Below are 22,484 nucleotides of genomic sequence, written 5' to 3' on the forward strand. Positions count from 1 at the left end.
GCCACCACCCGCCCGCCGCCCAACCCCGCCCGATCCGCCGCCCCGCCCGATCCGCCGCCCCACCCCGCCCAGGCCCCCGCCGGCCTGGCCGGCGGCGTCCGCGCCTGAAGTCGAGTTGACCTTGGTGACTTTCCGCCGCCCAGGCAACGGAAATCCACCAAGGTCAACTCGGCCTCAGGCCGCGAGCGCCGGGCCGCGAGCAACAGGCGCGGGCAACAGGCGCGGGCGGCGGGCGCGGGCGGCGGGCAACGGGCGCGGGCGGCGGGGCGCGGGCGGCGGCCTGGCCGGCGGCGTCCGCGCCTGAAGTTGAGTTGACCTTGGTGACTTTCCGCCGCCCAGGCAACGGAAATCCACCAAGGTCAACTCGGTCTCAGGCCGCGAGCGCCGGGGCGCGGGCGGCGGGCGCGGGGCGCGGGCGGCGGGCGCGGGGCGCGGGCGGCGGGCGCGGGGCGCGGGTGGCGGGCGCGGGCGGCGGGTGATCCCGGCGGAGCGCGTGGGGGCTGAGTGGATGGTTGCGCTTCGGGGGCATCGCGCCGAGGATGCCGACAGGTGGCGGACCGGGTCCATCGGCGGGAGCCGGCGGCCGCCGTGGAGGGGTGTCGTGGTCGGTGCTGGTACCATAAATCAATTTGATGGAGGAAGCCCTGGGAGGATCGTGGAGAAGCGGCTGCCGACGAGGCGTGGCACCAACCTGCCAAGGATGGGCGACTTCAACGAATCGGTGGTGCTCGACGCGATCCGCAGGGTGCCCGACGGGCTGAGCCGCGTGGAGCTGGCCGACGTCACCGGCCTGTCGGCGCAGACGGTGTCGAACATCTGCCGGCGCCTGATCGACACCGGCCTGGCCCGCGAGGCCGGCACCCGCAGCTCGGGCAGCGGCAAGCCGCGGCGGCTGCTGCGGGTCAACGCCGGCGCGCGGTACGCGGTGGGCGTGCACCTCGACCCCGCCGTGGTCACGTTCGTGGTCCTCGACCTGCTCGGCACCGTCGTGGCCCGCGCGCAGCGGCCCACGCCCGAGGCGGCCGACCCCGACCACACGCTCGTCGAGATGAGCGAGTCGATCAACACGCTGATCCGCGACTCCGGGGTCGCCCGGGAGACCGTGCTGGGGCTCGGCATCGCCGCCCCCGGGCCGGTGGACGTGGCGTCGGGCCTGGTCATCGCCCCGCCCGAGCTGGCCGGCTGGGGCCGGGTGCGGCTGCGCGACTACCTGGCCGAGACCACCGGGTTGCCGGTCCTGCTGGACAAGGACGTGATCGCCGCGGCCGTCGCCGAGCGCTGGGCGGGCGCCGCCCGGGACACCGGCAACTTCCTGTTCTTCTACCTCGGCACCGGCTCCGGCATGGGGCTCGTCGTCGACGACGTGGTGCTGCGCGGGTTCTCCGGCAACGCGGGCGAGGTCGGCGGGCTGTACGCGGCGTGCACCACCAACGCCCTGGTCACCGAGGCGATCGAGCACGGGGTGCTGGGGCCGGAGTGCAAGCCGGCCGGCCCGCGCGACGCGGAGCAGAGCCTGCGGCAGCTGTGCCGGCACGCGGCGGCCGGCAACGTGACCGCCGGGGAGATCATCGACCGCTGGGCGGTGCGGGTCGGGCGCGGGGTGAGCGCCGCCGCGACGCTGGTCGACGCGGAGATGATCGTGTTCGGCGGGCCGATCTGGCCACTGCTGGCCGACCGGTTCACCGCGATCGTCCCGGGGATCGTGGAGAGCTCGCCGTTCGTGGAGCGGATCCACCCGACGGTCGTGACCACGACCGAGCTCGGCATCGACGTCGGCGCGATCGGGGCCGCCTGCCTGGTGCTCGACCAGATCCTGTCGGTGCAGCCCCAGTCGCTGCTGCTGGGGTAGGCCGTCAGGGGCGGTGGGCGGCGCCGTCCACGCCGCGCAGCAGGGCCCAGCGGTCGTGCTCCAGCGGCGGCGGCGCCGGGTGCCGGCGGGCGGCGGCCTCGTCGAAGTCGACCCCGAGGCCGGGCGCCTCGGACGGGTACAGCACGCCGCGGACCGGCACCGGCGTGCCCGGGAACACCTCGAGGGTGGCCTCGCGGAACGCCGCCGCCTCCTGCACGCCGAAGGCCGGGGACGACACGTCGAGGGCCACGTTGGCGGCCTGCCCGACCGGGCTCACGTCCCCCGGCCCGTGCGGCGCGGTCCGCACCCCGAACAGCTCGCACGCCGCGACCAGCTTGCGGGCCGGGGTCAGCCCGCCCAGGGTCGGGATCCGCACCCGGGCGAAGTCGATGACCCGCGCCTGCAGCAGCGGCAGGAAGCGGCTCACGTCGTCGAACAGCTCGCCCATCGCGAGCGGGACCGGGCCGGCCGCGCGCAGCTGCCCGAAGTGGGCGCTGTCCTCCGGGGCCAGGGCGTCCTCCAGGAAGTACAGCCCGGCGTCGGCGACCGCGGCGACCAGCTCGCGGGCCTGCGACGGGGTGAGCCGCTCGTGCGCGTCGTGCAGCAACTGCACGTCGTCGCCCACCCGGCGGCGCACCTCCGCGAGGGCCGGCGGGACGTGCCGCAGGTAGGCCAGCGAGTCCCAGACGCCCCGACGACCCCCGTCGCCGGCGCCGTACGTGTCGACGCCCGGCACCGCCACCTGCACGCGCACGTGCCGCCAGCCGGCCTCGACGGCCGCCGCCACCCGCTCGGCGACCTGTCCGGGGTCGGCGCCGTCGACGTGGGTGTACGCCTCGGCGCCGTGCCTCGCGCGCCCGCCGAGCAGCGAGTACAGCGGCAGGCCGGCGGCCTTGCCCTTGATGTCCCACAGGGCCACGTCGAGCGCGCCGAGGGCGTTGCCGGCGATCGAGCCGCCGCGCCAGTACCCGCTGTTGAGCAGCAGGCGGTGCAGGTCCTCGACGTCGGCCGGGTCCCGGCCGAGCAGCAGCGGTCCGAGGTACCCGTCGACGACCGCCCGGACGGCCAGTGTCCGCTGCGGATCGCTGGCGCAGCCCAGGCCGTAGAGGCCGGGCTGGTTCGTCTCGACCCGCACGATGAGGTACGGACAGCCCTGCGGCGCGCACAGGAACGTCCGGACCTGCGTGATCCGGGTGCCGCCGCCCGTGTCCCAGGGCGCCGCCGCGAGCGGGAACATCGATCACCGCCTTCCCAAGCGTTGGTTGACACAGTACATCAATTCGATTTACGTTCCCCGTCAGTGGCGCAAGTCGATGCGCCCCGGACAAAGGCTGGGCACCGTGATGACACACGACCGACGCGCGTGGCGGCCAGCACTGGCCGTGTTATTGGCGCTGACCCTCGGGGCCGGCGCCTGCAGCGGCGACTCCGACAACGGCGCCGGGGACGACAAGACCCTCACCATGTGGACCTTCAAGCAGTCGCACGTGAAGGCGCTGCAGAAGGTCGCCGAGGGCTTCGCCAAGGAAACCGGCATCACCGTCAAGGTCGAGGCCTACGGCCCCGACGACGCTTACGTGACCAAGGTGCAGGCGGCGGCGCAGACCCGCAACCTGCCCGACCTCTTCGAGGTGCACACGACCGGCGACGACTTCACCTTCGGCGCCGCCGGCCTGCTCACCGATCTCCAGAAGGACGTCGACGACGCCTGGCTCAACAGCTACCTGCCGCAGGTGCGCAAGGACGGCAGCGTCACCGACGAGTACTACCAGAAGTCCCTCGCGCAGGACGCCAAGACGAAGGGCATCCAGCTCGGCCAGCGGTACAGTGTGCCGCTGACGGTGGGGACGTTCGGCATCGTCTATGCCAACAAGCGGCGCCTCGCCGACGCCGGTGTCACCAGCGCCCCCACGACCTGGGAGCAGTTCATCGAGGTCCTGGGGAAGGTCAAGGCCAAGTACCCGGACAACGGCGGCGTCACCGTCGGCCTGAAGGCCCCCACCACCGGCCTGGAGTGGTTCCTGCAGCCCATGGCCTACGGCATGCTCGGGCCCGACAAGTTCCGCGCCCTGTGGGGCAAGGACAAGGCGAGCAACTTCTCCTCCCCCACCGGCGTACGGGTGCTGGAGACCTACGGGAAGATCACGCCGTACTGGACGCCGGGCACCCAGAGCCTCGACATCGACGCGGCCGACCTGTCGTTCGTGCAGGGCAAGTCGACGTTCGACATCGGCGGCACGTTCACCCTCGCGTTCCTGGCCCAGAACGGCTTCGACGCGGGCAACGTGCTGACGTTCCCGGTGCCGGCCCCCGCCGACGGCGCCGTCAAGGACCTGAGCCTCGCGCCGTTCACCCTCACCGGCATGTCGGTCTCGGCGACCACGAAGAACCGGGCGGGCGCGATCCAGTGGCTCAGGTACCTCGCCAAGGCGGACGTGTCGGCCACGTTCGCGAAGGAGGCCCTCGACGTCCCGCCCACCGACCTCGGCGCCGACCCCAGCGCCGCCGTCGGCCCCGCCCTCGGCGCGATGATCAAGGCGTTCGGCTCCGGCCCCAGCGCGTACAACCCGGGCGACACGAGCTACCGGCCCAACGCCTACGACGGGCCCACCGTCGCCTCGGTGCTCATGGACTACAGCCCGCTGCAGCAGCGGTCGGCCGCCGACGCCGCCGCGGAGATGACCAAACAGATCGACGCCTTCTGGACAAAGCAGTAATGGCGGTCGAGACGATCGCGAAGGGCCCGTCGCCGACCCGGCGGGCCCCGAGCCCCCGCCGCCGGCGCCGCTACCGCCCGGCGGACGTCGCCTGGGGCGCCGCCTTCGTGGCCCCCGCCGTCGTCCTCTTCGCGGTGATGGGCGCCTACACCATCGGCTACGGCTTCTCGCTGAGCTTCGCGACCTGGAACGGCTTCACGCCGACCTGGCGCTGGGTCGGCCTGCAGAACTACGCCGACCTGCTGTGGGCCGACCCCCGCTACGCCCCGCGGGTGCACGACGCCGCCCGCAACACGCTGTGGGTCATGATCGCGGTACCGCTGCTCACCGTCGCGGTCAGCTTCCCGCTCGCGGTACTGCTGAACTCCGTGCGGCGGCTCAAGGGCCTGCTGCGCTCGGTGTACTTCCTGCCCCAGGTGACCAGCGGGATCGCCGTCTACTTCGCGTGGATGTACGTGCTGCAGCCGGACGGGGCGATCAACCTGCTGCTGCGCTCGGTCGGCCTCGGCAGCCTCCAGCAGCCGCAGGGCTTCCTGGGCAACCCGTCGACGGCCCTGCCGACCCTCATCGTCATCACGGTGTGGTCCTCGGTGCCGATCGCGATGATGCTGTACCTCGCGGGCCTGCAGACGATCGACCCGAACCTCGTCGAGGCGGCCCGGGTCGACGGCGCCGGCGCCTGGCACGCCACCCGGCACGTCGTCTGGCCGCTGCTGCGCCCGATCACCGCGATCGTCGTGCTGCTCTCGGTGCGCGACTCGCTGCAGGGCTTCCAGACGTTCCTCATCATGACCAACGGCGGCCCCGGCAACCACACCAACGTGCTGGGCCTGGAGACCTACAAGCTGGCGTTCCTGTCCCAGCTCGACCCGACGCTCGGCCTGTCCAGCGCGCTGGGCTGGCTGCTGTTCCTCGCCGCGCTGATCCTCGCCTTCGTCAACCTGCGCGCCATGCGGCGGCTGACGTGAGCGCCCGCTGGATCGCCCGCGGCGTCGTGTTCGTCCTGCTCCTGCTGTACGCCGCGATCAGCGTCTATCCGTTCCTGTGGATGGCGTCCGCCGCGTTCAAGGACCAGTTCGAGGTGGTCGCGAGCGGCAGCCTCATCCCCCGCCGCCCCACGTTGCACACGCTCGCCGAGACCTGGAACGAGCTGCACTTCCTCGACTACTTCCTGAACAGCCTCAAGGTCACCGCGCTGACCGTGGTCCTGGTGCTGGCCAGCTACGCGGCGGCCGGCTACGCGTTCTCGGTGCTGCACTTCCCCGCCAGGAAGGCGCTGTACCGCCTGTTTCTCGCCCTGCTGTTCGTGCCGGGCGTCACCGTCCTGCTGCCGATCGTGCTGCTGGAGCACAAGCTGAACCTGCTCGGCACGCACTGGGGGCTGATCCTGCCGTTCGTCAACGGCTCCGCGCCCCTGTCGATCCTGCTGATGACCAACGCCTTCGACGCGATCCCGGGCGAGCTGCGCGAGGCCGCCCGCGTCGACGGCGCGAGCGAGCTGCGCATCTTCGCCACCATCTACCTGCCCCTGTCCCGGCCCGCCCTGATCACCATCGCCGTGCTCACCGCGATCCCGACCTGGAACGAGTACCTGCTGACCCGCGTCTCGCTCAACGACCCCGACAGCTTCACCCTGCCGATCGCGCTGCAGAACCTGCAGTCCGGCGCGGTGCTGCACTACAACGTGCTGATGGCCGGCGCGCTCATCGTCGTCGTGCCGGTCATCGTGCTGTTCGTCGCGGCGCAGCGGTACATCGTCAACGGGCTCATGGGCGCGGTGAAGGCATGACCCCCGGAGGCACTCCCATGCGACGGTTCCTCATCGCGCTGGTCACCGTCCTGGTGGCCGCGGTCCTCGTGCCGGTGCGGGCGCAGGCCGCGCCGGTCATGTACCCACGCGGCATCGGCGCCGACCTCGGCCCCGCCCCCGTCACGCTCGGCGCCGCCGTGCGCGCCGGCGACGACCCGGCCGGCCTGCGCACCGGCACGCTCGACGGCCGCGGCTACTGGCGGACCCAGGCCGCCGCGGGCACCACCTACCTCGGCGTCACCGCCGACGCCAGCTACGCCGCGAGTGTCGCCGGTGCGCCGGTCGTCGTCGTGGTCACCTACCGCGACGAGGGCACCGGGCAGCTGACCCTGCGGACCGCGTCCGGCGACACCACGGGGGTCGCCGACCTCGCCGGCACGAACGCCTGGCGGCTCGCGGCGGTCAGCCTGCCCGGTGCCGCGCTGGCCGGCGAGCTGCGGCTCTTCGTCGCGGAAAACGACGTCACCGTCGCCCAGATCAGGATCACCACGACCGGACCGCAGGCCACGCTCGGCCCGACCGCGACCGACACCGGCCTCAGCCCGCGCGCCGGCGACAACGAGGCCGGGCTGCGCACCGGCACGACCGCCGGCCGCGGCTACTGGCAGACGAACGCCGCCGCCGACCCGCCGGGCACCAACTACCTGTACATGAACGTGGCCGACAGCTACGCCTACGACAACACCGACGTCGTGATGGTGAGCGTCGACTACCTCGACGCGGGCAACGGCACCCTCTTCCTGCACTACGACTCCCCCGGCGAGGACCTGCCCGACAAGTTCAAGCCGTCGCCGGCCGTCAGCTACGGCGACACCGGGACCTGGAAGACCCAGCACTTCGTGCTCGACGACGCGATCCTCACCAACCGCACCAACGGCGCCGACTTCCGGCTCACCCACGACGGCTCCCCGGTCGAGCTGACGATCGCCGCCGTCCGGGTCACCGTCGTGCCGCGGCAGCTCGACGCCAAGGCGGGCCTGCGCAGCCTCGTCGCGTCGGCGAACCTGGCGCTGTACGCGGCCCGCGAGGGCACCCGCGACGGGCAGTACCCGCCCGGCTCGAAGGGCGCGCTCGCCGCCGCCGTCGCCGCCGCGCAGGCCGTGCTCGACGACCCGGCGGCGACCGAGGACCGGGTGGCGGCGGCGCTGCGCGCGCTCTACGACGCCGACCGGGCGTTCCGGGCCGCGGCCGTCGACACCGACCTGGCCCGCCACGCCACGCTCACCGCCAGCAGTACCGCCGGCGGGTCGAGCCCGGCCGCGGCGAACGACGGCGACCCGGGCACCGTGTGGACCAGCGGCAGCGGCGGCAGCGGCGAGTGGCTGCGGGCCGACCTCGGCACCGCCCGGCCGGTCGACGAGGTCGTCGTCCGCTGGGGCAACGCCTTCTCCCCCGACTACACCGTCGAGGTCTCGGCGGACGGCGCGAGCTGGGCCACCGTCGGCCGCAACGGCGCCGGCGGCGGCACCTCGCGGACCCGCTTCCCCACGGTGACCGCCCGCCACGTGCGGCTGCAGCTCACCGGCTACGCGGCCGGCCTCGGCACGTTCGACGTGGCCGCGCTGCAGATCCGCGACCAGCGCGACGTCGCGCCGGCGCCGCGCCTGGTCGCGACGCGGTACCCCACCGGGGACGCCGTGGTCGCCGACTTCGACGCCACCGCGTACGGCGCCGACCCGACCGGCCGCCGGGACGCCACCGCGGCGCTGCAGGCGGCGCTGTGGGACTGCTACGACGCCGGCGGCGGGACGGTCTGGCTGCCGGTGGGCACCTACCGGGTCACGGCCACGGTCGAGGTACCGGCGTTCTGCACCCTGCGCGGCGACCGCCGCGACCCCGACACGGGCCACGGCGCCTACGGCACGGTCGTCTCGGCCGACCTGCCGTCCGGCGACGCCGGCCCGGTGCTGTTCCGCATCGGCGGCAGCGCCGGCGTCGTGGGCCTCACCACCTGGTACCCGCAGCAGAGCGCGACCGCCCCGGTGCCGTACAACTTCACGTTCGAGATCCCCGGCAGCGCCTGGGCGAGCGACGAGAACTACATGATGAGCACGATCTCCGACGTCACGATGCTCAACTCGTACCGCGGGATCGGGATCAGCACCATGCGCGACGAGCGCGGCCGCCCGCCGGGCAACGGCCAGACCCACGAGTCGGCGACGGTCCGCAACGTGCGCGGCACCGTGCTCTTCGCGGGCGTCGAGGCCTACAACGGCGCCGACGTCGGCACCTGGGAGGACGTCCGGTTCGGCAACGCCTACTGGGCGTCCGCGCCGGCCGCCTTCAACCCGCCGCGGCGGGCCGCGCTCGACGCCTGGACCCGCGCCCACGGCACCGGGTTCGTGCTCGGCGACCTGGAGTGGGACCAGTTCGCGGGCCTGGCCGCCGCCGACTACCGCATCGGCATCCATGTCGTGCGGGGGCTGCGGGCCGAGTTCACCGGCGTCTTCGACGGCGTGCGGATCGAGCGGGCCGGCGTCGCGCTGCAGATCGACCAGTTCGACGCCCGGTGGGGCCTGGCCATGGCCAACAGCTCCCTCGACGGCGCGGTCGTCAACGCCGGGGGCGGGTACGTGAAGCTCACGGCCACGCGGGTGACCGGGTCGATCCAGGGCACGGTGTACCAGCTGGCCGGCCAGCCGCCGGTCGTCGCCGCCGACCCGGTCGCCGCCAAGCCGTCCCGGTTCGCCTTCTACGACGCGGGCGGAGCGCCGCACGGCAACGGCTACCTGCCGGCCCCGGACGCGACCGCGGCCATCCAGCGGGTCCTCGACCGGGCCGGGCGCGACGGCGGCGGCGTGGTGTACCTGCCGGCCGGCTGGTACCGGCTCGACGGGCGGCTCGTCGTCCCGGCCGGGGTCGAGCTGCGGGGCGCCTCGTCGGTGCCGAACCGGGACGAGGACGGGCGCAGCGGGGGTACCGTGCTGCAGTCCTTCGCCGGTCGCGGCGCCACGGCGGCCGACACCGACCAGGCGGCCGTCACGCTGCGGGGTGCCCGGTCCGGGGTGAGCGGGCTGCGGGTCTTCTACCCGGAGAACAACCCGGTCGCCCCGGGCGGCCTGGTCCCCTACCCCTACACGATCCGCGGCCAGGGCGCCGGCAGCTACGCCGTGAACATCGGCCTGCCGAACGCGTGGAACGCCATCGAGATGACCGGCGACCGGTTCCTGGTGCGCAAGATCAAGGGCACGTTCGTCCGGCACGGCGTCACGGTCGGGCGCGCCGACGGCGGCCGGATCGAGGGCGTGCTCAGCAACGGCAACACGTTCGTCCGCACCGGCTACCACGTGCCGAACTGGGTGCTGGGCAAGGACCTGTTCCCGCAGGTGATCGACGGCTGGACCCGCAGGCACGCGGACCTGGTCACCGTGGACGGCGCGCGGCGGCTGACCGTGGCCGGCGTGTTCGGGTACGGGCTGCACAACGGCGTGGTCGTGCGCTCCGGCGACGTGCGGGTGGTCAACCTCGGCACCGACAACCTGGGCTCGGACGGGTTCAGCGTCAAGGCCGACGGCGGGGACGTCACGGTCGTGAACCTCATGCGCTACAACGGGACGACGAGCAGCGGCCGGCTGTCGCTGTACAACGTGATGGTCATCAACATCGTGGAGCATCCGGTGACCGTGGCGGCGGCGCCCGGCGACGCGGGCAAGGTGCGGCTGGACGGCAACGCGACGCGGCCGGGGTACTACGAGCCGGGCACCCAGGTCGTCGCGACGGCGTCGCCCGCGCCGGGCCTGCGGTTCGTGAACTGGACCGTCGACGGGGTCGAGGTGTCCGCGGCGCGCCGGTACGCGTTCACCGTGACCGGCGGGCTGGCGCTGGTCGCGAACTTCGCCCCGGCCGCCTCGTGAAGGTCCTCGTGACGGGAGCCGGCGGCATGCTGGGCGGGGCCGTGGCGGCCCACCTGCACGCCGCCGGCCACCGGGTCCGCGCGCACGACCTCGCTGTCGCCGGACCGGTCGCCGACGACACGGTGATCGGCGACCTGCGGTCCGGCGCCGGCCTCGACCGCCTGGTGGCGGGCGTGGACGCGGTGGTCCACGCGGCGGCGATCCCGGCGCCGGTGCACGACGACGTGTTCGACAACAACGTGAGCTCGACGTACCGGCTGCTGGAGGCGGCCGGCACGGCGGGCGTGTCCCGGATCGTGTTCGTCTCGAGCCTGTCGGCGGTCGGCCTGGCCTGGTCGCGGCGCGGCGCGGCGCCGCTGCGCCTGCCGCTGACGGAGGACCACCCGTACGTCGGCGACGACCCGTACGGACTGTCCAAGCTGGCCGGTGAGCTCGTGACGGCGACGGTGAGCAACCGCTGGGGCAGCCCGGCGGTGAGCCTGCGCTTCCCGTTCATCGGCACGGGCGACCGCCTGCGCCACCACCTGGCCCACGTGCACGAGGAGCTGTCCCGCGACCGCGGCGGCCTGTGGGCGTGGATCGACACCCGGGACGCGGCGGCCGCGGTGGCCGCCGCGCTGACCCGCCCGCTGGAGGGCCACACCGTGCTGCACGTGGCCGCCGCCGACACGACCGCGCCGGTGCCGACGGCGGAGCTGCTCGCCCGCTACCACCCCGCCGCGGCGCTCACCGCGGACCTGCCGGGCTTCACGGTGCCGGTCGCGACGGACCGCTGCCGCGACCTGCTGGCCTTCGCCCCGGCCCACGGCTGGCGGTAGCGGGCCGTCTGGGCGGTCAGCGGGACTTCGCGTCGCGCCAGTCGCGGGGGGTCAGGCCGTAGGTCCGGCGGAACGCCCGGCTGAAATGGGTGGCGTCGGCGAAGCCCCACTGGTGGGCGATCGACGCGATCGTGCGGGTGCGGGACCTCGGCCGGGCCAGCTCGCGGCGGCAGGCCTCCAGGCGGTGCGTGCGCAGCCAGTCGCCCAGGCTCACGCCCGCGCGGGACAGGACGGTGTAGAGGTGCCGGACCGAGACGTGGTGCGCGGCCGCGATCTTCGCGGCGGTCAGGCCGTGGTCGCCGAGGTGCGTGTGGAGGTACTCCATGAGCCGCAGCTCCAGCGTGGACTCCATCGACTCGCGGCCCAGCGACGGGTCGGCCAGGCCGCTGAGCAGCGCCGCCCGCACCAGGTCGATCGTCGGCTGGGCCAGGCTGCCGGCGACCGCGCGCGACCGCAGGTCGGGGCTGTCGGCGATCCGGCGCAGGTAGCCGGCGGTGAGCTCGGCGACCGGGTTGCCGGGGCCGAGCGCGCGGGCGCAGACCTCGCGCAGCGCCGGCTCGGGCAGCGCCAGCTCGGCGACCGGGATCCGGAAGAAGTGCGCGTCCAGGCCGTGGTCGAACATCAGCGTGTACGGGTTGGTGGTGGTGTAGACGGCGAACTCGCCGGTGCGCAGCCGAGCATGCCGGCCGTGCTGCGCCATCGCCGACTCGCCGGCGCCCTGCAGCGTCAGGAACAGCTGCGGCTCGGCGCCGTCGCGGGCCAGCCGCGGGCTGCGGGTGACGGTCGTGGCCATCGAGCGGACGGTCAGCACCTGGACCGGGCCGGCGTCGGACAGGGTGAGCTCGACGTCGATGTCGCCCGGGTCGTCGGGCAGGGCGATCTCGACCCGGACCACGCGGCTCCCTACGGCTTCCCGCACGGCGGCCGCGCGCTGCCCGGCCGGCGCCCCGGCGGCGTTCCACACTGTCGTCATCGGCAGACCCCCGCCAAGCATCCCCAGCCAAGCATCCCCAGCCAAGCGAACGAGCACAACCACCGTGCACACCGGGCCGACCACGCTGCACACTGAGCCGATCGACGTACGCCAGGATCGTGGTGTCCGCACATCTTCGGAAGGGAGCGCCGCCGATGTCCGCTGAGCACGACCGCCAGCAGATCGAGCAGGCCAACGCCGGTGGCCGGGTGCCGGCCGTCTTCGTCCACGGGCTGTGGCTGCTGCCCAGCAGCTGGGAGCGCTGGGCGGCGGTCTTCGCCGAGGCCGGCTTCGCGCCCGTGCTGCCCGGCTGGCCCGACGACCCGGAGACCGTCGCCGAGGCCAAGGAGCACCCGGAGGCCTTCGCCGGCAAGACCGTCGGGCAGGTCGCCGACCACTTCGCCGGGCTGGTCGGCGGCCTGACCCGCAGGCCGGTCGTCATCGGGCACTCGTTCGGCGGCCTGCTCGCGCAGATCCTCGCCGGGCGCGGCCTGTCCTGCGCCACGGTCGCCATCGACCCGGCCCCGTTCCAGGGGGTGCTGCCGCTGCCCATCTCCTCGCTGCGCGCGGCGGCGCCGGTGCTCACCAACCCGGCGAACTACCACCGGGCGGTACCGCTCACGTTCGACCAGTTCCGGTACTCCTTCGCCAACGCGGTCAGCGAGGAGGAGGCGAAGGAGCTGTACGAGACGTTCGCCGTGCCGGCGCCCGGGGCGCCGCTGTTCCAGGCGGCGGTCGCCAACTTCAACCCGTGGAGCGAGACGAAGGTCGACACCGAGCATCCGGACCGGGGGCCGCTGCTGCTCATCTCCGGCGAGAAGGACCACACGGTGCCCTGGGCGCTGACCAACGCCGCGTACAAGAAGCAGGCCCACAACCCCGGCGTCACCGAGATCGTGGAGATGCCGGGCCGGGGCCACGCGCTGACCATCGACAGCGGCTGGCGTGAGGTGTGCGACACCGCGTTGACGTTCGTGCGCAGGTTCGCCGGCGAGCTCTGACGACAGCGCTGCGCCGGCCCGCAGCGGCCGGGCCGGCGCAGACGGGCGGGCGGATCAGGCCGTGCCGGCCCGCTCCGGCTCGGCAGCCGCCGCGGCCGGCGCACCGGTGCGCGTGCGCAGGGTGAGCGCGGCCAGCACCGCGCCGGCCGCTGCGACGAGCGCGGCGCCGGTGAACGCGGCCGAGTAGCCGCTCGTGAGGGCCGGCAGGTCGCCGAGCCGGTCGGCGCCCGCCGCGGCGGCGACGGCGGTCATCGCGGCCAGGCCGAGGGCCGAGCCGACCTGGTAGCTGGTGTTGACGATGCCGGACGCCAGGCCGCCCTCCTCGGGGCGGGCGGCGCCGATCGCCGTGCCGAGCGACGGGATGAACGCGAGGGCCATGCCCAGCGCGGCGACGAGCGAGGCGGGCAGCACGTCGGCGGCGAAGCTGCCGGACGGGCGCACGAACGCCAGCCAGGCGAGGCCGGCCGCGAGGAGCGCGAGCCCGGTGACGACCGTCGGCTTCGGGCCGAAGCGGGCGATCACCCGCGGCGCGAGGGCGATCATGCCCACCATGATGAGCAGGGTCATCGGCAGCAGGGCCGCGCCGCTGGGGAACGCGCTGTAGCCGAGGACCTGCTGGAGGTACAGGTTGAGGTAGAACCACATCGGGATCCACGCCGCGCCGAGCAGGAACTGGGCCAGGTTGGCCGCGGCGAGGTTCGGGGCGCGGAAGATCGCCAGCCGCACCAGCGGGTCGCGCCGGGTGGCCTGCCGCACGACGAACGCGGCCAGGGCGACAACCGCGCCGGCGAGGACGAGCCAGGTCTGCGCCGCGCCCCAGCCGGCCTCCGGCGCGCGGACGACCGCGAACACCGCCGCGCCGAGCCCGGCGGTGACCAGCAGGGCGCCGAGCAGGTCGAGCGAGCCGGGCCGGGCGGCGCCGGCGGGCATCACGGCCGGGACGGCGGCGAGCACGAGCACCGCGATCGGGACGTTGACGTAGAAGACCCAGGGCCAGCTGAGGTACTGCGTGAGCACGCCACCGAGGAACACCCCCGCGGTGCCGCCGGCCGGCGCCGCCGCCCCGTAGAGCGCGAGGGCCTTCGTCAGCTCCTTGGGCGCGCCGCCGAACAGCGTCATCAGCAGCGTCAGCGCCGACGGGGCGATGAGCGCGGCCCCGGCGCCCTGCACCGCGCGGGCGGTCAGCTCGACCGCGACGCTCCCGGCGAGGCCCGCGGCGAGCGAGCCGGCCAGCAGGATCGCCCAGCCGGCGACGAACATGCGCCGGGCCCCGAACAGGTCGGCCAGCCGCCCGCCGAGCAGCAGCAGGCCGCCGAACGCCACGACATACGCGTTGAACACCCACGACAGGTGCTCCGGGGAGAAGCCCAGGTCCTCGCGCATCCGCGGCAGCGCGACGCCGATGATCGAGGTGTCCATGATGACCATGAATTGCGCGAGGGCGATGAGCCCGAGGGCCCACCACCGGCGGGAAGTCGCCATCTCCATCACTCCTCAATACCCCTAGGGGGTATCCGAATTCGATGGAGAGATCCTTACCCCCAGGGGGTATCAAGTCAACCGTGTGCGGCGCCACACCGGGCGGCGTCAGATGTCGAGGTCCTCCACGACCGGGTCGTCCTGGATGGTCTGCAGCGCGACCACGTACAGCTCGGCGGGCAGCACCGACTCCAGCTCCTCGACCGTGTCGACGACCGAGAACGTGGCCTGGGCCGGGGTGCGCATCCAGGCCTGGTCCGGCGACCAGTCGCCGATCCAGCCGCGCCAGCCCGTGGACCACTTCCTGCTGCGCTCCGCGTTCGGGCCGACCGGGGTGTGCAGCGCCGACCGCGCGTGGTGCACGGCGAAGCGCCCCTTGCTCGTGCGGAACAGCGCGTAGGTCTCCTGACCCTCGGAGCTCGACGAGCTCCACTCACCCAGGGCCACCCCGAGGAAGCGCTTGATCGAGGTCTTCCCGACGCCCACCTTCACGGTGATCTCGTCGAACCCGGCCCGCTTGGCCTCCTCGACCTCGACCAGCCGGCGCAGCCCGGTGATGATCGCCGCGGACAGGTTGCTGCCGGTCAGCTCCTGGGCGCGCTGCAGCAGCGGTAGGTCGTCGTCGGCGACGTAGATCGTCTTGTTCGGCATCCGCATCTCACCCCTGGACAGCAGTGTACTCATACGTGTAAGACTACGTACATGCATACGTACACAGCAGCGGTGGAGGTCGACGACCTCGCCGTGACGTACGGCAAGGTGACCGCGCTCGACGGTCTCCACCTCCGGGTCGGGCCGGGCACCGTGTTCGGGCTGCTCGGCCCGAACGGCGCCGGCAAGACCACGCTGGTGAAGGTCCTGTCGACGCTCCTGCAGCCGGCCCGCGGCAGCGCCCGGGTGATCGGCCACGACGTGGTCCGCGACCCGATGGCGGTGCGCCGCTCGATCGGGCTGGCGGGGCAGTACGCCGCCGTCGACGAGGTGCTCACCGGCCGGGAGAACCTGGAGATGGTCGGCCGGCTGTACCGGCTGACCCGGGCCGAGGCCCGCCGGCGGGCGCGGGAGATCCTCGAGCGGTTCGACCTCGCCGATGCCGGCGACCGGCGCGTCGGCACCTACTCCGGCGGCATGCGGCGCCGCCTCGACCTGGCCGCCAGCCTCACCGGGCGCCCGCCCGTCCTGCTGCTCGACGAGCCGACCACCGGGCTCGACCCGCGCTCCCGGCTGGAGCTGTGGGCGATCCTCGACGAGCTGCGCGACGCCGGCACGACGATCCTGCTCACCACGCAGTACCTCGAGGAGGCCGACCGCCTCGCCCAGCGCATCGCCGTCATCGACGCCGGCGCCGTCATCGCCGAGGGCGCGCCCGCCGAGCTCAAGGCGAGCGCCGGCACCGACGTGCTGCGCGTCCGGCTGCACGAGCCGTCCGACGTCGGCGCCGCCGAGCCCCTGCTGGCCGCGTTCGCCGCCGCCGGCACCACCGTCGCCGCGGACAAGCCGGCCGGGGAGCTGACCGTCCGGGTCGCGCGCGAGGACGCCTCGGCCGAGGCCCTGCGCCGCCTCGACGCGCACGGCCTGCGGGTGGCGACGATCCAGCTCACCCAGCCGAGCCTCGACGACGTGTTCCTCTCCCTGACCGGCCACACCGCCACCGCCACGACCCCCGAGGAGTCCCGATGACGCCCGTCGCGGTCCTGCAGGACACGCAGGTGATGGCGACCCGGCAGCTGCGCCGGACGCTGCGCCGCCCGACCTACATCGTGTTCTCGTTCGTCCAGCCGGTCATCTTCGTGCTGCTGTTCCGGTACATCTTCGGCGGCGCCATCGACACCGGCCCGGTCTCCTACGTCAACTTCCTGATGCCCGGCATCATCGTGCAGACCGCGATCTTCGGCGCCCTGGTCACCGGGCTCGGCCTCACCGAGGACCTCGGCACCGGCATGGTCGACCGGCTGCGCTCGCTGCCGATGGCCCGCTCGGCGGTGCTGCTCGGGCGGACCGCGGCCGACCTGGTCACGAACGTGCTCACGCTGCTCGTCATGGCGGCCGTCGGCCTGCTGGTCGGCTTCCGCCCGTCGCAGCCGGCCTGGCAGCTGGCCGCCGCGTTCCTGCTGGTGCTCGCCTTCTCCTACGTCTTCTCCTGGATCAGCGCCTGGGTCGGCCTGTCGGTGCGCAACCCGGAGACCGCGCAGTCGGCCGGCTTCATCTGGGTGTTCCCGCTGACGTTCGCCTCCTCGGCGTTCGTGCCGACGGACAGCATGCCGGGCCCGGTGCGCGCGTTCGCCGAGGTCAACCCGGTCACGCTGGTCGTCGACGCGGTGCGCGGCCTGACCGTGGGCGGCCCGTCACCGGCGACCCCGGCCCTGCAGGCGCTCGCCTGGCTCGCGGCGCTGCTGCTGGTCTTCGTGCCCCTGTCGGTGCGCGCCTTCCGCCGGGCCTGAGCGCCGAGATGGTCGCGTCCCACGGTGTTCCCGAGCCCATCGCAGGACAGCGCCGCCTAGGCCGGCTCGGGCGATGCGGCCTGCGGCCGGTAGATGTCGGGCTCGACGAAGATGAGGGTGGCGATCGGCAGCCTGGCCCGGATGCGGGCCTCGGCGCTGTTCACCGCCGCGGTGATGTCCTCGGCGACGTCGCCCGGCGCGATCGCCACCTTCGCCGCGACGAGCAGCTCGTCCGGGCCGAGGTGCATGGTGCGCAGGTGGATGACCCGCTCGAAACGCGGCTCGGCGGCCAGCGCCTCGCGGATCCGGGCGATGTCGGCCTTCGACGCGGCCTCGCCGACGAGCAGGCTCTTGGTCTCCATCGCCAGGATCACCGCGATCGCCACGAGCAGCACGCCGATGACGAACGTGCCGATGCCGTCGAACACGGTGTTGCCGGTCAGCACGCTCAGGCCGACGCCGAGCAGCGCCACCACCAGGCCGATGACCGCCCCGGCGTCCTCCAGCAGGATCGTCGGCAGCTCGGGGGCCTTCGCGTGGCGGATGAACTGCCACCACGTCTTGCCGCCGCGGATCTCGTTCGCCGACTTCGCCGCGGTGTAGAGCGCGTAACCCTCCAGGCCGATGGCGATGACCAGGATCACGACCGCGACGAGCGGCGAGGTGAGCTCGTGCGGGTGGCGGATCTTCTCGTAGCCCTCGTACAGCGCGAACAGGCCACCGAGCGTGAACAGCACGATGGAGACGATGAACGCGTAGATGTACCGCTCGCGGGCGTAGCCGAACGGGTGCTTCTCGTCGGCCTCGCGCCGGGCCCGGCGCCCGCCGACGAGCAGCAGCGCCTGGTTGGTGGTGTCGGCGAGGGAGTGCACGGCCTCGGCGAGCATCGACGAAGATCCGGTGACGAGCGCCCCGACGCCCTTGCTGACGGCGATGCCGAGGTTCGCCGCCAGCGCCGTCACCACCGCCCTGGTACTGCCGCCGTCCGCCGCCACCGCATCCGCTCCCTCGTCCGTGTTGAGATCAACAGTCTGCCACGGCCGCCGCCCGCCGGTACCATCGCGGACCGATTCCGGTCCTGCGGGGCCGGCACGCCGCAAGAGTGCCGGCCCCGCAGGACGTTCAGCGCAGGCCGTTGTCCCGGATCACGTCCGCGTACCAGCGGGCGCTGCGCTTCGGGAGTCTCCGCTGGGTCGGATAGTCGACGTAGTAGATGCCGTAGCGGACGCCGTAGCCGGAGGCCCACTCGAAGTTGTCCATGAACGACCACGGGAAGAAGCCGAACAGCGGGACGCCCCGCGTCAGCGCCTCGTGGGCCGCGCGCAGATGACCTTCGAAGAACGCCACCCGCTCGTCGTCGGCGATCTCGCCGTCCGGGCCCGCGTAGTCGTGCAGCGCCAGGCCCGTCTCGGTGACCACCAGCGGGAGGGGTGTGTACTCCTTCGCCACCCGTTCCAGGATCTCGGACAGGCCCTCCGGGTGGATGCCGATGCCGGTCACGGTCGGGTGTTCCGGTGGGACCCGCTGCCAGCCGCGCGCCGGGTCGGCCGGGTCGGCGCGGACGTGGTGGCGCTCGTAGTAGTTGATGCCGAAGTAGTCCAGCGGGGCCGCTATCTGCTCCAGGTCGCCGTCCCGGACGAACCCGAAGTCGGTGACCGGGGCGTAGTGGGCCGCCGCGTCGTCCGGGTAGGCGCCGCGGAACAGCGGGTCCAGGTACATCCGGTTCTCGTGCAGGTCGAGCCGGCGCGCGGCGGCCACGTCCTCCTCCGCGTCGCTCGCCGGGTGGACCGAGGTCAGGTTGCAGGTGATCCCCACCTGGCCGGTTACGCCCGCGGCGCGCAGTGCGGCGACCGCCTTGCCGTGGGCCAGGAGGAGGTGGTGTACCGCGGTCACCGCAGTCAGCTCGTCGCGCAGGCCCGGCGCGTGGCGGCCCTCGAGGTGCCCGACGACGGCCGCGCAGTACGGCTCGTTCAGCGTCAGCCAGTACGGCACCCGGTCGCCGAGGCGGCCGTGGACGACCGCGGCGTAGTCGGCGAAGTGCTCGGCGGTGTCGCGGTTCGCCCAGCCGCCGGCGTCCTGCAGCGCCTGCGGCAGGTCCCAGTGGTACAGCGTGAGCATCGGCGTGATCCCGCGCTCCAGCAGCCCGTCGACCAGCCGGTCGTAGAAGTCGAGGCCGGGCGCGTTGACCCGGCCGGCGCCGGCGGGGACGACCCGGGGCCAGGCGACCGAGCAGCGGTAGGCACCGACGCCCAGCTCGCGCAGCAGGTCGAGGTCCTCGCGCCAGCGATGATAATGGTCGCAGGCGATGTCGCCGGTGTCGCCGCGCAGGACCGCCCCCGGGGTGTGGCTGAAGGTGTCCCAGATGGACGGTCCGCGGCCGTCCTCGGCGACGGCGCCCTCGATCTGGTACGCGGCGGTGGCCGCGCCCCACAGGAATCCGTCGGGAAAGCGCATGGTGGAGCCTTTCTGGTGAGTCCGCTGAGTCCGCGGCTTAGTCCGCGGCGCCGCGGGCGAGGCGCCGGCGGCGGCTGACCGCGTCGAGCACGACGGCGACGACGAGGATGACGCCGGTGGCGATGTTCTTCACGGCGGCCGGCTCGCCGAGCAGGTCGAGGCCGTTCTGCACGCTGCCGACGACGAGCGCGCCGAGGATCGCGTGGTAGATCTTGCCGCGGCCGCCGAAGAGGCTGGTCCCGCCGATCACCGCCGCCGCGATCGCGTTGAGCTGCAGGGTGCCGCCGCCGAGCGCGTTGGAGGCCGAGAACTGCCGGGACGCCTCGATGACACCGGCCAGGGCGGCGATCGCGGAGACGAGCACGAAGACGACGACCACGGTCCGGGCGACCGGGATGCCGGCGCGGCGGGCCGCCTCCCGGTTGCCGCCGATGGCGGTGACGTGCCGGCCGAAGCCGGTGCCGGTCATGAGCACGCCGGCGCCGCCGGTCAGCAGCAACAGGAGCACGAACACCCAGGGGATCCCGAAGTACGAGTTCAACAGCCACGTGACGGCGGCGACGAACACCGCGACCGCGGCCACCGCGAGCGCCTCGTGCAGGTGCGGCGGGTTGGGCAGGCCGTGCTTGGCGCGGCGGACGCGCCGCACCGCCCGCAGGCCGGCGAAGCCCGCGACGACGAGCAGCGCGAGCACCCACCCGAAGGCCGGCACCACGTAGCTCGACGCGATCGACCGGATCGCGGTGTCCCGGATCGGGATCTGCCCGCCGTCGCCGACCAGGGCGAGCTGGGCGCCCTGCCAGACGAGCAGGCCGGCGAGCGTGATGATGAACGACGGGATGCCGGCCGAGGTGATGACCAGGCCGTGCACGAGGCCGATCGCCCCGCCGGTGAGCAGGGCCGCGGCCACGGCGAGCCCGGCGGGCGCCCCGTGGTCGGCGATGAGCCGGGCCAGGACCGCGGCGCTGACGCCGGCGACCGCGCCGACCGACAGGTCGATCTCGCCGAGGACGAGCACCATCACCATGCCGACCGCGAGCGTGCCGAGCACCGCGATCTGCAGCAGGAGGTTGGACAGGTTCCGCGCGGACAGGAAGTTGTCGTTGAGGGCCTGGAAGATGCCCCAGACGACGACCAGCCCGACGAGGACGGTGGTCGTCCCGCTCGCCCGCCGGATCACGATCGGCTCCCGGTGATGGCGGCGACGACGTCGTCGGTGGTGTCGTGGCCGGGCCGGAACTCGCCGGCGTTGCGGCCCAGCCGCAGCACGGTGATCCGGTCGGCGACCGCGAACACGTCGGCCATGTTGTGCGAGATGACGACGACGGCCAGGCCGCGGTCGCGCAGGCGGCGGATGAGGTCGTACACCATCGCCGTCTGCGCCACCCCGAGCGCCGCGGTCGGCTCGTCGAGCAGCACGATCCGCGAGCCCCACAGCGCGGCCCGGCTGACCGCGATGGCCTGCCGCTGGCCGCCGGAGAGCGCCGAGACCGGCTTGTCGAGGTCGGGCAGGTGGGCCGCGAGGTCGGCGACGACCGCCGCGGCGTGCGCCTGCATCGCCTCCCGGTCCAGCAGCGGCGAGTGGCGGCGCCGGCGCTCGCGGCCGAGGTACAGGTTGGCGGTCACGTCGAGGTTGTCGCAGAGCGCCAGGTCCTGGTAGACGGTCTCGATGCCGAGCGCCGAGGCCTCCGCCGGCGAGCCGATGGTGACCGGCTCGCCGTCGAGGAGGATCCGCCCCGCGTCGATGCGGTGGGTGCCGGCGATCGCCTTGACGAGGGTGGACTTGCCGGCCCCGTTGTCGCCGACCAGGGCCACCACCTCGCCGGCGGTGGCCGTGAAGTCGACCTCGGTGAGCGCCGCGACGCGCCCGTACCGCTTGACGACGCCGCGGAGCTCGAGGGTCGGGGGACTCACAGACCGCACTTGTCGGCCGCCAGTCCCGCGCAGATCTTGTCCTTCGTGGTGTACCCGTCCTTGATCACGACGTCGGCGATGGTCTCGCGCGTGACCGCGACCGGGTCGAGCAGCACCGCCGGGACCTTGCCCGTGCCGTTGTCGACAGTGCTGGTCGTCAGCTGCGTGGCCCCGGCGGTGTCGCCCTTCGCGAGCGCCACCGCGATCTTCGCGGCGGCCGTCGCCTCGGCGCGGATCGACTTGTACACCGTCATCGACTGGTTGCCGGCCACGATGCTGCCGAGCCCGGCGTCGGTCGCGTCCTGGCCGGTCACCAGGACCTTGCCGTTGAGCTTGCGGGCGGTGAGCGCGGTGATGACGGCGTTGGCCAGGCCGTCGTTGGGGGCGATGACGCCCTGCACGTCGTCGTTGAGCTTGGTCAGCCCCTGCTCCATCGCCTGCTGGCCCTTGGCCGGGTCGAAGCCGGGGGTGTCCGACTCGTACCCGAGCTTGAGCCGGCCGGACTGGAACGCCGGGTCGAGCACCTTGTGCGCGCCGGCCTTGAACGCCCGGCCCGGCGCCGACGTGACGTCGCCGTTGATCATCGCGACCGTGGCGCCCTGCGGCAGCTTGTCCAGCAGGTACTGGCCCTGCAGCTCGCCGACCTTCTCGTTCTGGAAGGAGACGTACGCGGCGGGCACCGCGCCCTCGATCGCGCCGTCGTAGGCGATCACCTTGGCGCCGGCGGCGTCGGCCTTGGCCACGATCGCGGCGCCGGTCTCGGCGGTGAACGGGCTGACGACGATCACCTTGGCGCCGTTGGTGAGCGCGGACTCGGCCTGCTGCAGCTGGACGGCGGCGTCGCCCTGTGCGTTGTTGGCGATCACCTTGATGCCGGGGTCGAGGGCCTTGACGGCCTCCTCGAAGTACGGCTTGTCCTTGCTCTCGAAGCGGTCGGCGCAGGTCGAGCAGGGCATCAGGAAGGCGATGGAGAGGTCCTTGGTGCCCCCGCCGGGCTGGTCGGCGGCCGGTGATCCCTGCGTGCAGGCGGTGGTGGCGAGGGCTAAGGCCAGTGCGGCCGGAGCGAGCAGGCGTCGCAGCATCTGGGTGTCCTTCTCTTTCGGGTGTGGGAGAACGCTTTTGGGGTGTTGGAGAACGCTTTTGGTTGTGGGAAATGCTTTTGGGTGTGGGAAAC

The 22,484-nt window shown here is 73.4% G+C and carries 18 protein-coding genes; 9 read left to right on the top strand and 9 right to left on the bottom strand.

All coding sequences use genetic code 11. From position 1 onward, the window contains the following. The first annotated feature begins 700 nt into the window (after positions 1–700). Positions 701–1,849, top strand: a complete 1,149-nt coding sequence (locus IEZ31_RS26260; RefSeq protein ID WP_190252647.1) for an ROK family transcriptional regulator — start codon at positions 701–703, stop codon at positions 1,847–1,849. 4 nt (positions 1,850–1,853) lie between these two features. Here IEZ31_RS26260 and IEZ31_RS26265 read toward each other — a convergent pair whose 3' ends face one another. Beyond that, a complete protein-coding gene (locus IEZ31_RS26265) occupies positions 1,854–3,086 on the bottom strand; it encodes an enolase C-terminal domain-like protein (RefSeq protein ID WP_190252648.1) in 1,233 nt (410 codons plus the stop codon). Between the two features lie 106 nt (positions 3,087–3,192). Here IEZ31_RS26265 and IEZ31_RS26270 point away from each other — a divergent pair, with 106 nt between their 5' ends. Genes IEZ31_RS26270 through IEZ31_RS26290 form a run of 5 tightly spaced genes read left to right on the top strand, consistent with a single transcriptional unit; the run spans position 3,193 to position 11,048 of the window. After that, positions 3,193–4,566 (top strand): ABC transporter substrate-binding protein, encoded by a 1,374-nt coding sequence (locus tag IEZ31_RS26270; protein ID WP_190252649.1) that lies wholly within the window; start codon positions 3,193–3,195, stop codon positions 4,564–4,566. Beyond that, entirely contained in the window at positions 4,566–5,534 is a 969-nt protein-coding gene (locus tag IEZ31_RS26275; protein WP_190252650.1) for a carbohydrate ABC transporter permease, read from the top strand. Before IEZ31_RS26270 ends, IEZ31_RS26275 begins: the two co-directional genes overlap by 1 nt. Beyond that, positions 5,531–6,355 (top strand): carbohydrate ABC transporter permease, encoded by an 825-nt coding sequence (locus IEZ31_RS26280; protein WP_229835855.1) that lies wholly within the window; start codon positions 5,531–5,533, stop codon positions 6,353–6,355. The genes IEZ31_RS26275 and IEZ31_RS26280 overlap by 4 nt, the downstream gene beginning before the upstream one ends. A gap of 17 nt (positions 6,356–6,372) precedes the next feature. Further along, entirely contained in the window at positions 6,373–10,230 is a 3,858-nt protein-coding gene (locus tag IEZ31_RS26285) for a discoidin domain-containing protein (RefSeq protein WP_229835856.1), read from the top strand. An 8-nt stretch (positions 10,231–10,238) separates the two neighbouring features. Next, positions 10,239–11,048 (top strand): NAD-dependent epimerase/dehydratase family protein, encoded by an 810-nt coding sequence (locus IEZ31_RS26290; protein WP_229835857.1) that lies wholly within the window; start codon positions 10,239–10,241, stop codon positions 11,046–11,048. 16 nt (positions 11,049–11,064) lie between these two features. Here IEZ31_RS26290 and IEZ31_RS26295 read toward each other — a convergent pair whose 3' ends face one another. Then, positions 11,065–12,021 (bottom strand): helix-turn-helix domain-containing protein, encoded by a 957-nt coding sequence (locus IEZ31_RS26295; protein WP_190252652.1) that lies wholly within the window; start codon positions 12,019–12,021, stop codon positions 11,065–11,067. Between the two features lie 155 nt (positions 12,022–12,176). On the opposite strand from IEZ31_RS26295, the gene IEZ31_RS26300 reads away from it, so the two are divergent. Beyond that, positions 12,177–13,022: an alpha/beta hydrolase gene (locus tag IEZ31_RS26300; RefSeq protein WP_190252653.1), complete on the top strand. Its 846-nt coding sequence runs from the start codon at positions 12,177–12,179 to the stop codon at positions 13,020–13,022. 54 nt (positions 13,023–13,076) lie between these two features. Here the strand turns inward: IEZ31_RS26300 and IEZ31_RS26305 are convergent, their stop codons facing one another. Then, positions 13,077–14,504 carry an MFS transporter gene (locus IEZ31_RS26305; RefSeq protein WP_229835858.1) on the bottom strand — a complete coding sequence of 476 codons (1,428 nt, stop codon included), beginning with the start codon at positions 14,502–14,504 and terminating at the stop codon, positions 13,077–13,079. Positions 14,505–14,609: 105 nt separating this feature from the next. Beyond that, entirely contained in the window at positions 14,610–15,185 is a 576-nt protein-coding gene (locus IEZ31_RS26310; RefSeq protein ID WP_229835859.1) for an EXLDI protein, read from the bottom strand. Positions 15,186–15,203: 18 nt separating this feature from the next. On the opposite strand from IEZ31_RS26310, the gene IEZ31_RS26315 reads away from it, so the two are divergent. Both IEZ31_RS26315 and IEZ31_RS26320 read left to right on the top strand, forming a co-directional pair. Further along, positions 15,204–16,181, top strand: coding sequence for an ATP-binding cassette domain-containing protein (locus tag IEZ31_RS26315; RefSeq protein WP_190252655.1), 978 nt, complete (start codon positions 15,204–15,206; stop codon positions 16,179–16,181). Then, positions 16,178–16,942: an ABC transporter permease gene (locus tag IEZ31_RS26320; protein WP_190252656.1), complete on the top strand. Its 765-nt coding sequence runs from the start codon at positions 16,178–16,180 to the stop codon at positions 16,940–16,942. Before IEZ31_RS26315 ends, IEZ31_RS26320 begins: the two co-directional genes overlap by 4 nt. A 56-nt stretch (positions 16,943–16,998) precedes the next feature. Here the strand turns inward: IEZ31_RS26320 and IEZ31_RS26325 are convergent, their stop codons facing one another. The 5 genes from IEZ31_RS26325 to IEZ31_RS26345 all read right to left on the bottom strand — a co-directional run bounded on the left by IEZ31_RS26325 (position 16,999) and on the right by IEZ31_RS26345 (position 22,392). Further along, positions 16,999–17,937: a cation diffusion facilitator family transporter gene (locus tag IEZ31_RS26325; RefSeq protein ID WP_190252657.1), complete on the bottom strand. Its 939-nt coding sequence runs from the start codon at positions 17,935–17,937 to the stop codon at positions 16,999–17,001. A 127-nt stretch (positions 17,938–18,064) separates the two neighbouring features. Then, positions 18,065–19,396 carry a GH1 family beta-glucosidase gene (locus tag IEZ31_RS26330; RefSeq protein WP_190252658.1) on the bottom strand — a complete coding sequence of 444 codons (1,332 nt, stop codon included), beginning with the start codon at positions 19,394–19,396 and terminating at the stop codon, positions 18,065–18,067. 37 nt (positions 19,397–19,433) lie between these two features. Further along, positions 19,434–20,576, bottom strand: a complete 1,143-nt coding sequence (locus tag IEZ31_RS26335) for a sugar ABC transporter permease (RefSeq protein WP_190252659.1) — start codon at positions 20,574–20,576, stop codon at positions 19,434–19,436. Further along, positions 20,573–21,310 (bottom strand): ATP-binding cassette domain-containing protein, encoded by a 738-nt coding sequence (locus tag IEZ31_RS26340; protein ID WP_190252660.1) that lies wholly within the window; start codon positions 21,308–21,310, stop codon positions 20,573–20,575. Before IEZ31_RS26340 ends, IEZ31_RS26335 begins: the two co-directional genes overlap by 4 nt. After that, complete coding sequence (locus IEZ31_RS26345; RefSeq protein ID WP_190252661.1) at positions 21,307–22,392, bottom strand: sugar ABC transporter substrate-binding protein; 1,086 nt, start codon at positions 22,390–22,392, stop codon at positions 21,307–21,309. Before IEZ31_RS26345 ends, IEZ31_RS26340 begins: the two co-directional genes overlap by 4 nt. Positions 22,393–22,484 lie beyond the last annotated feature (92 nt).

The sequence above is a fragment of the Dactylosporangium sucinum genome (assembly GCF_014647515.1).
GTDB classification, from domain to species: domain Bacteria; phylum Actinomycetota; class Actinomycetes; order Mycobacteriales; family Micromonosporaceae; genus Dactylosporangium; species Dactylosporangium sucinum.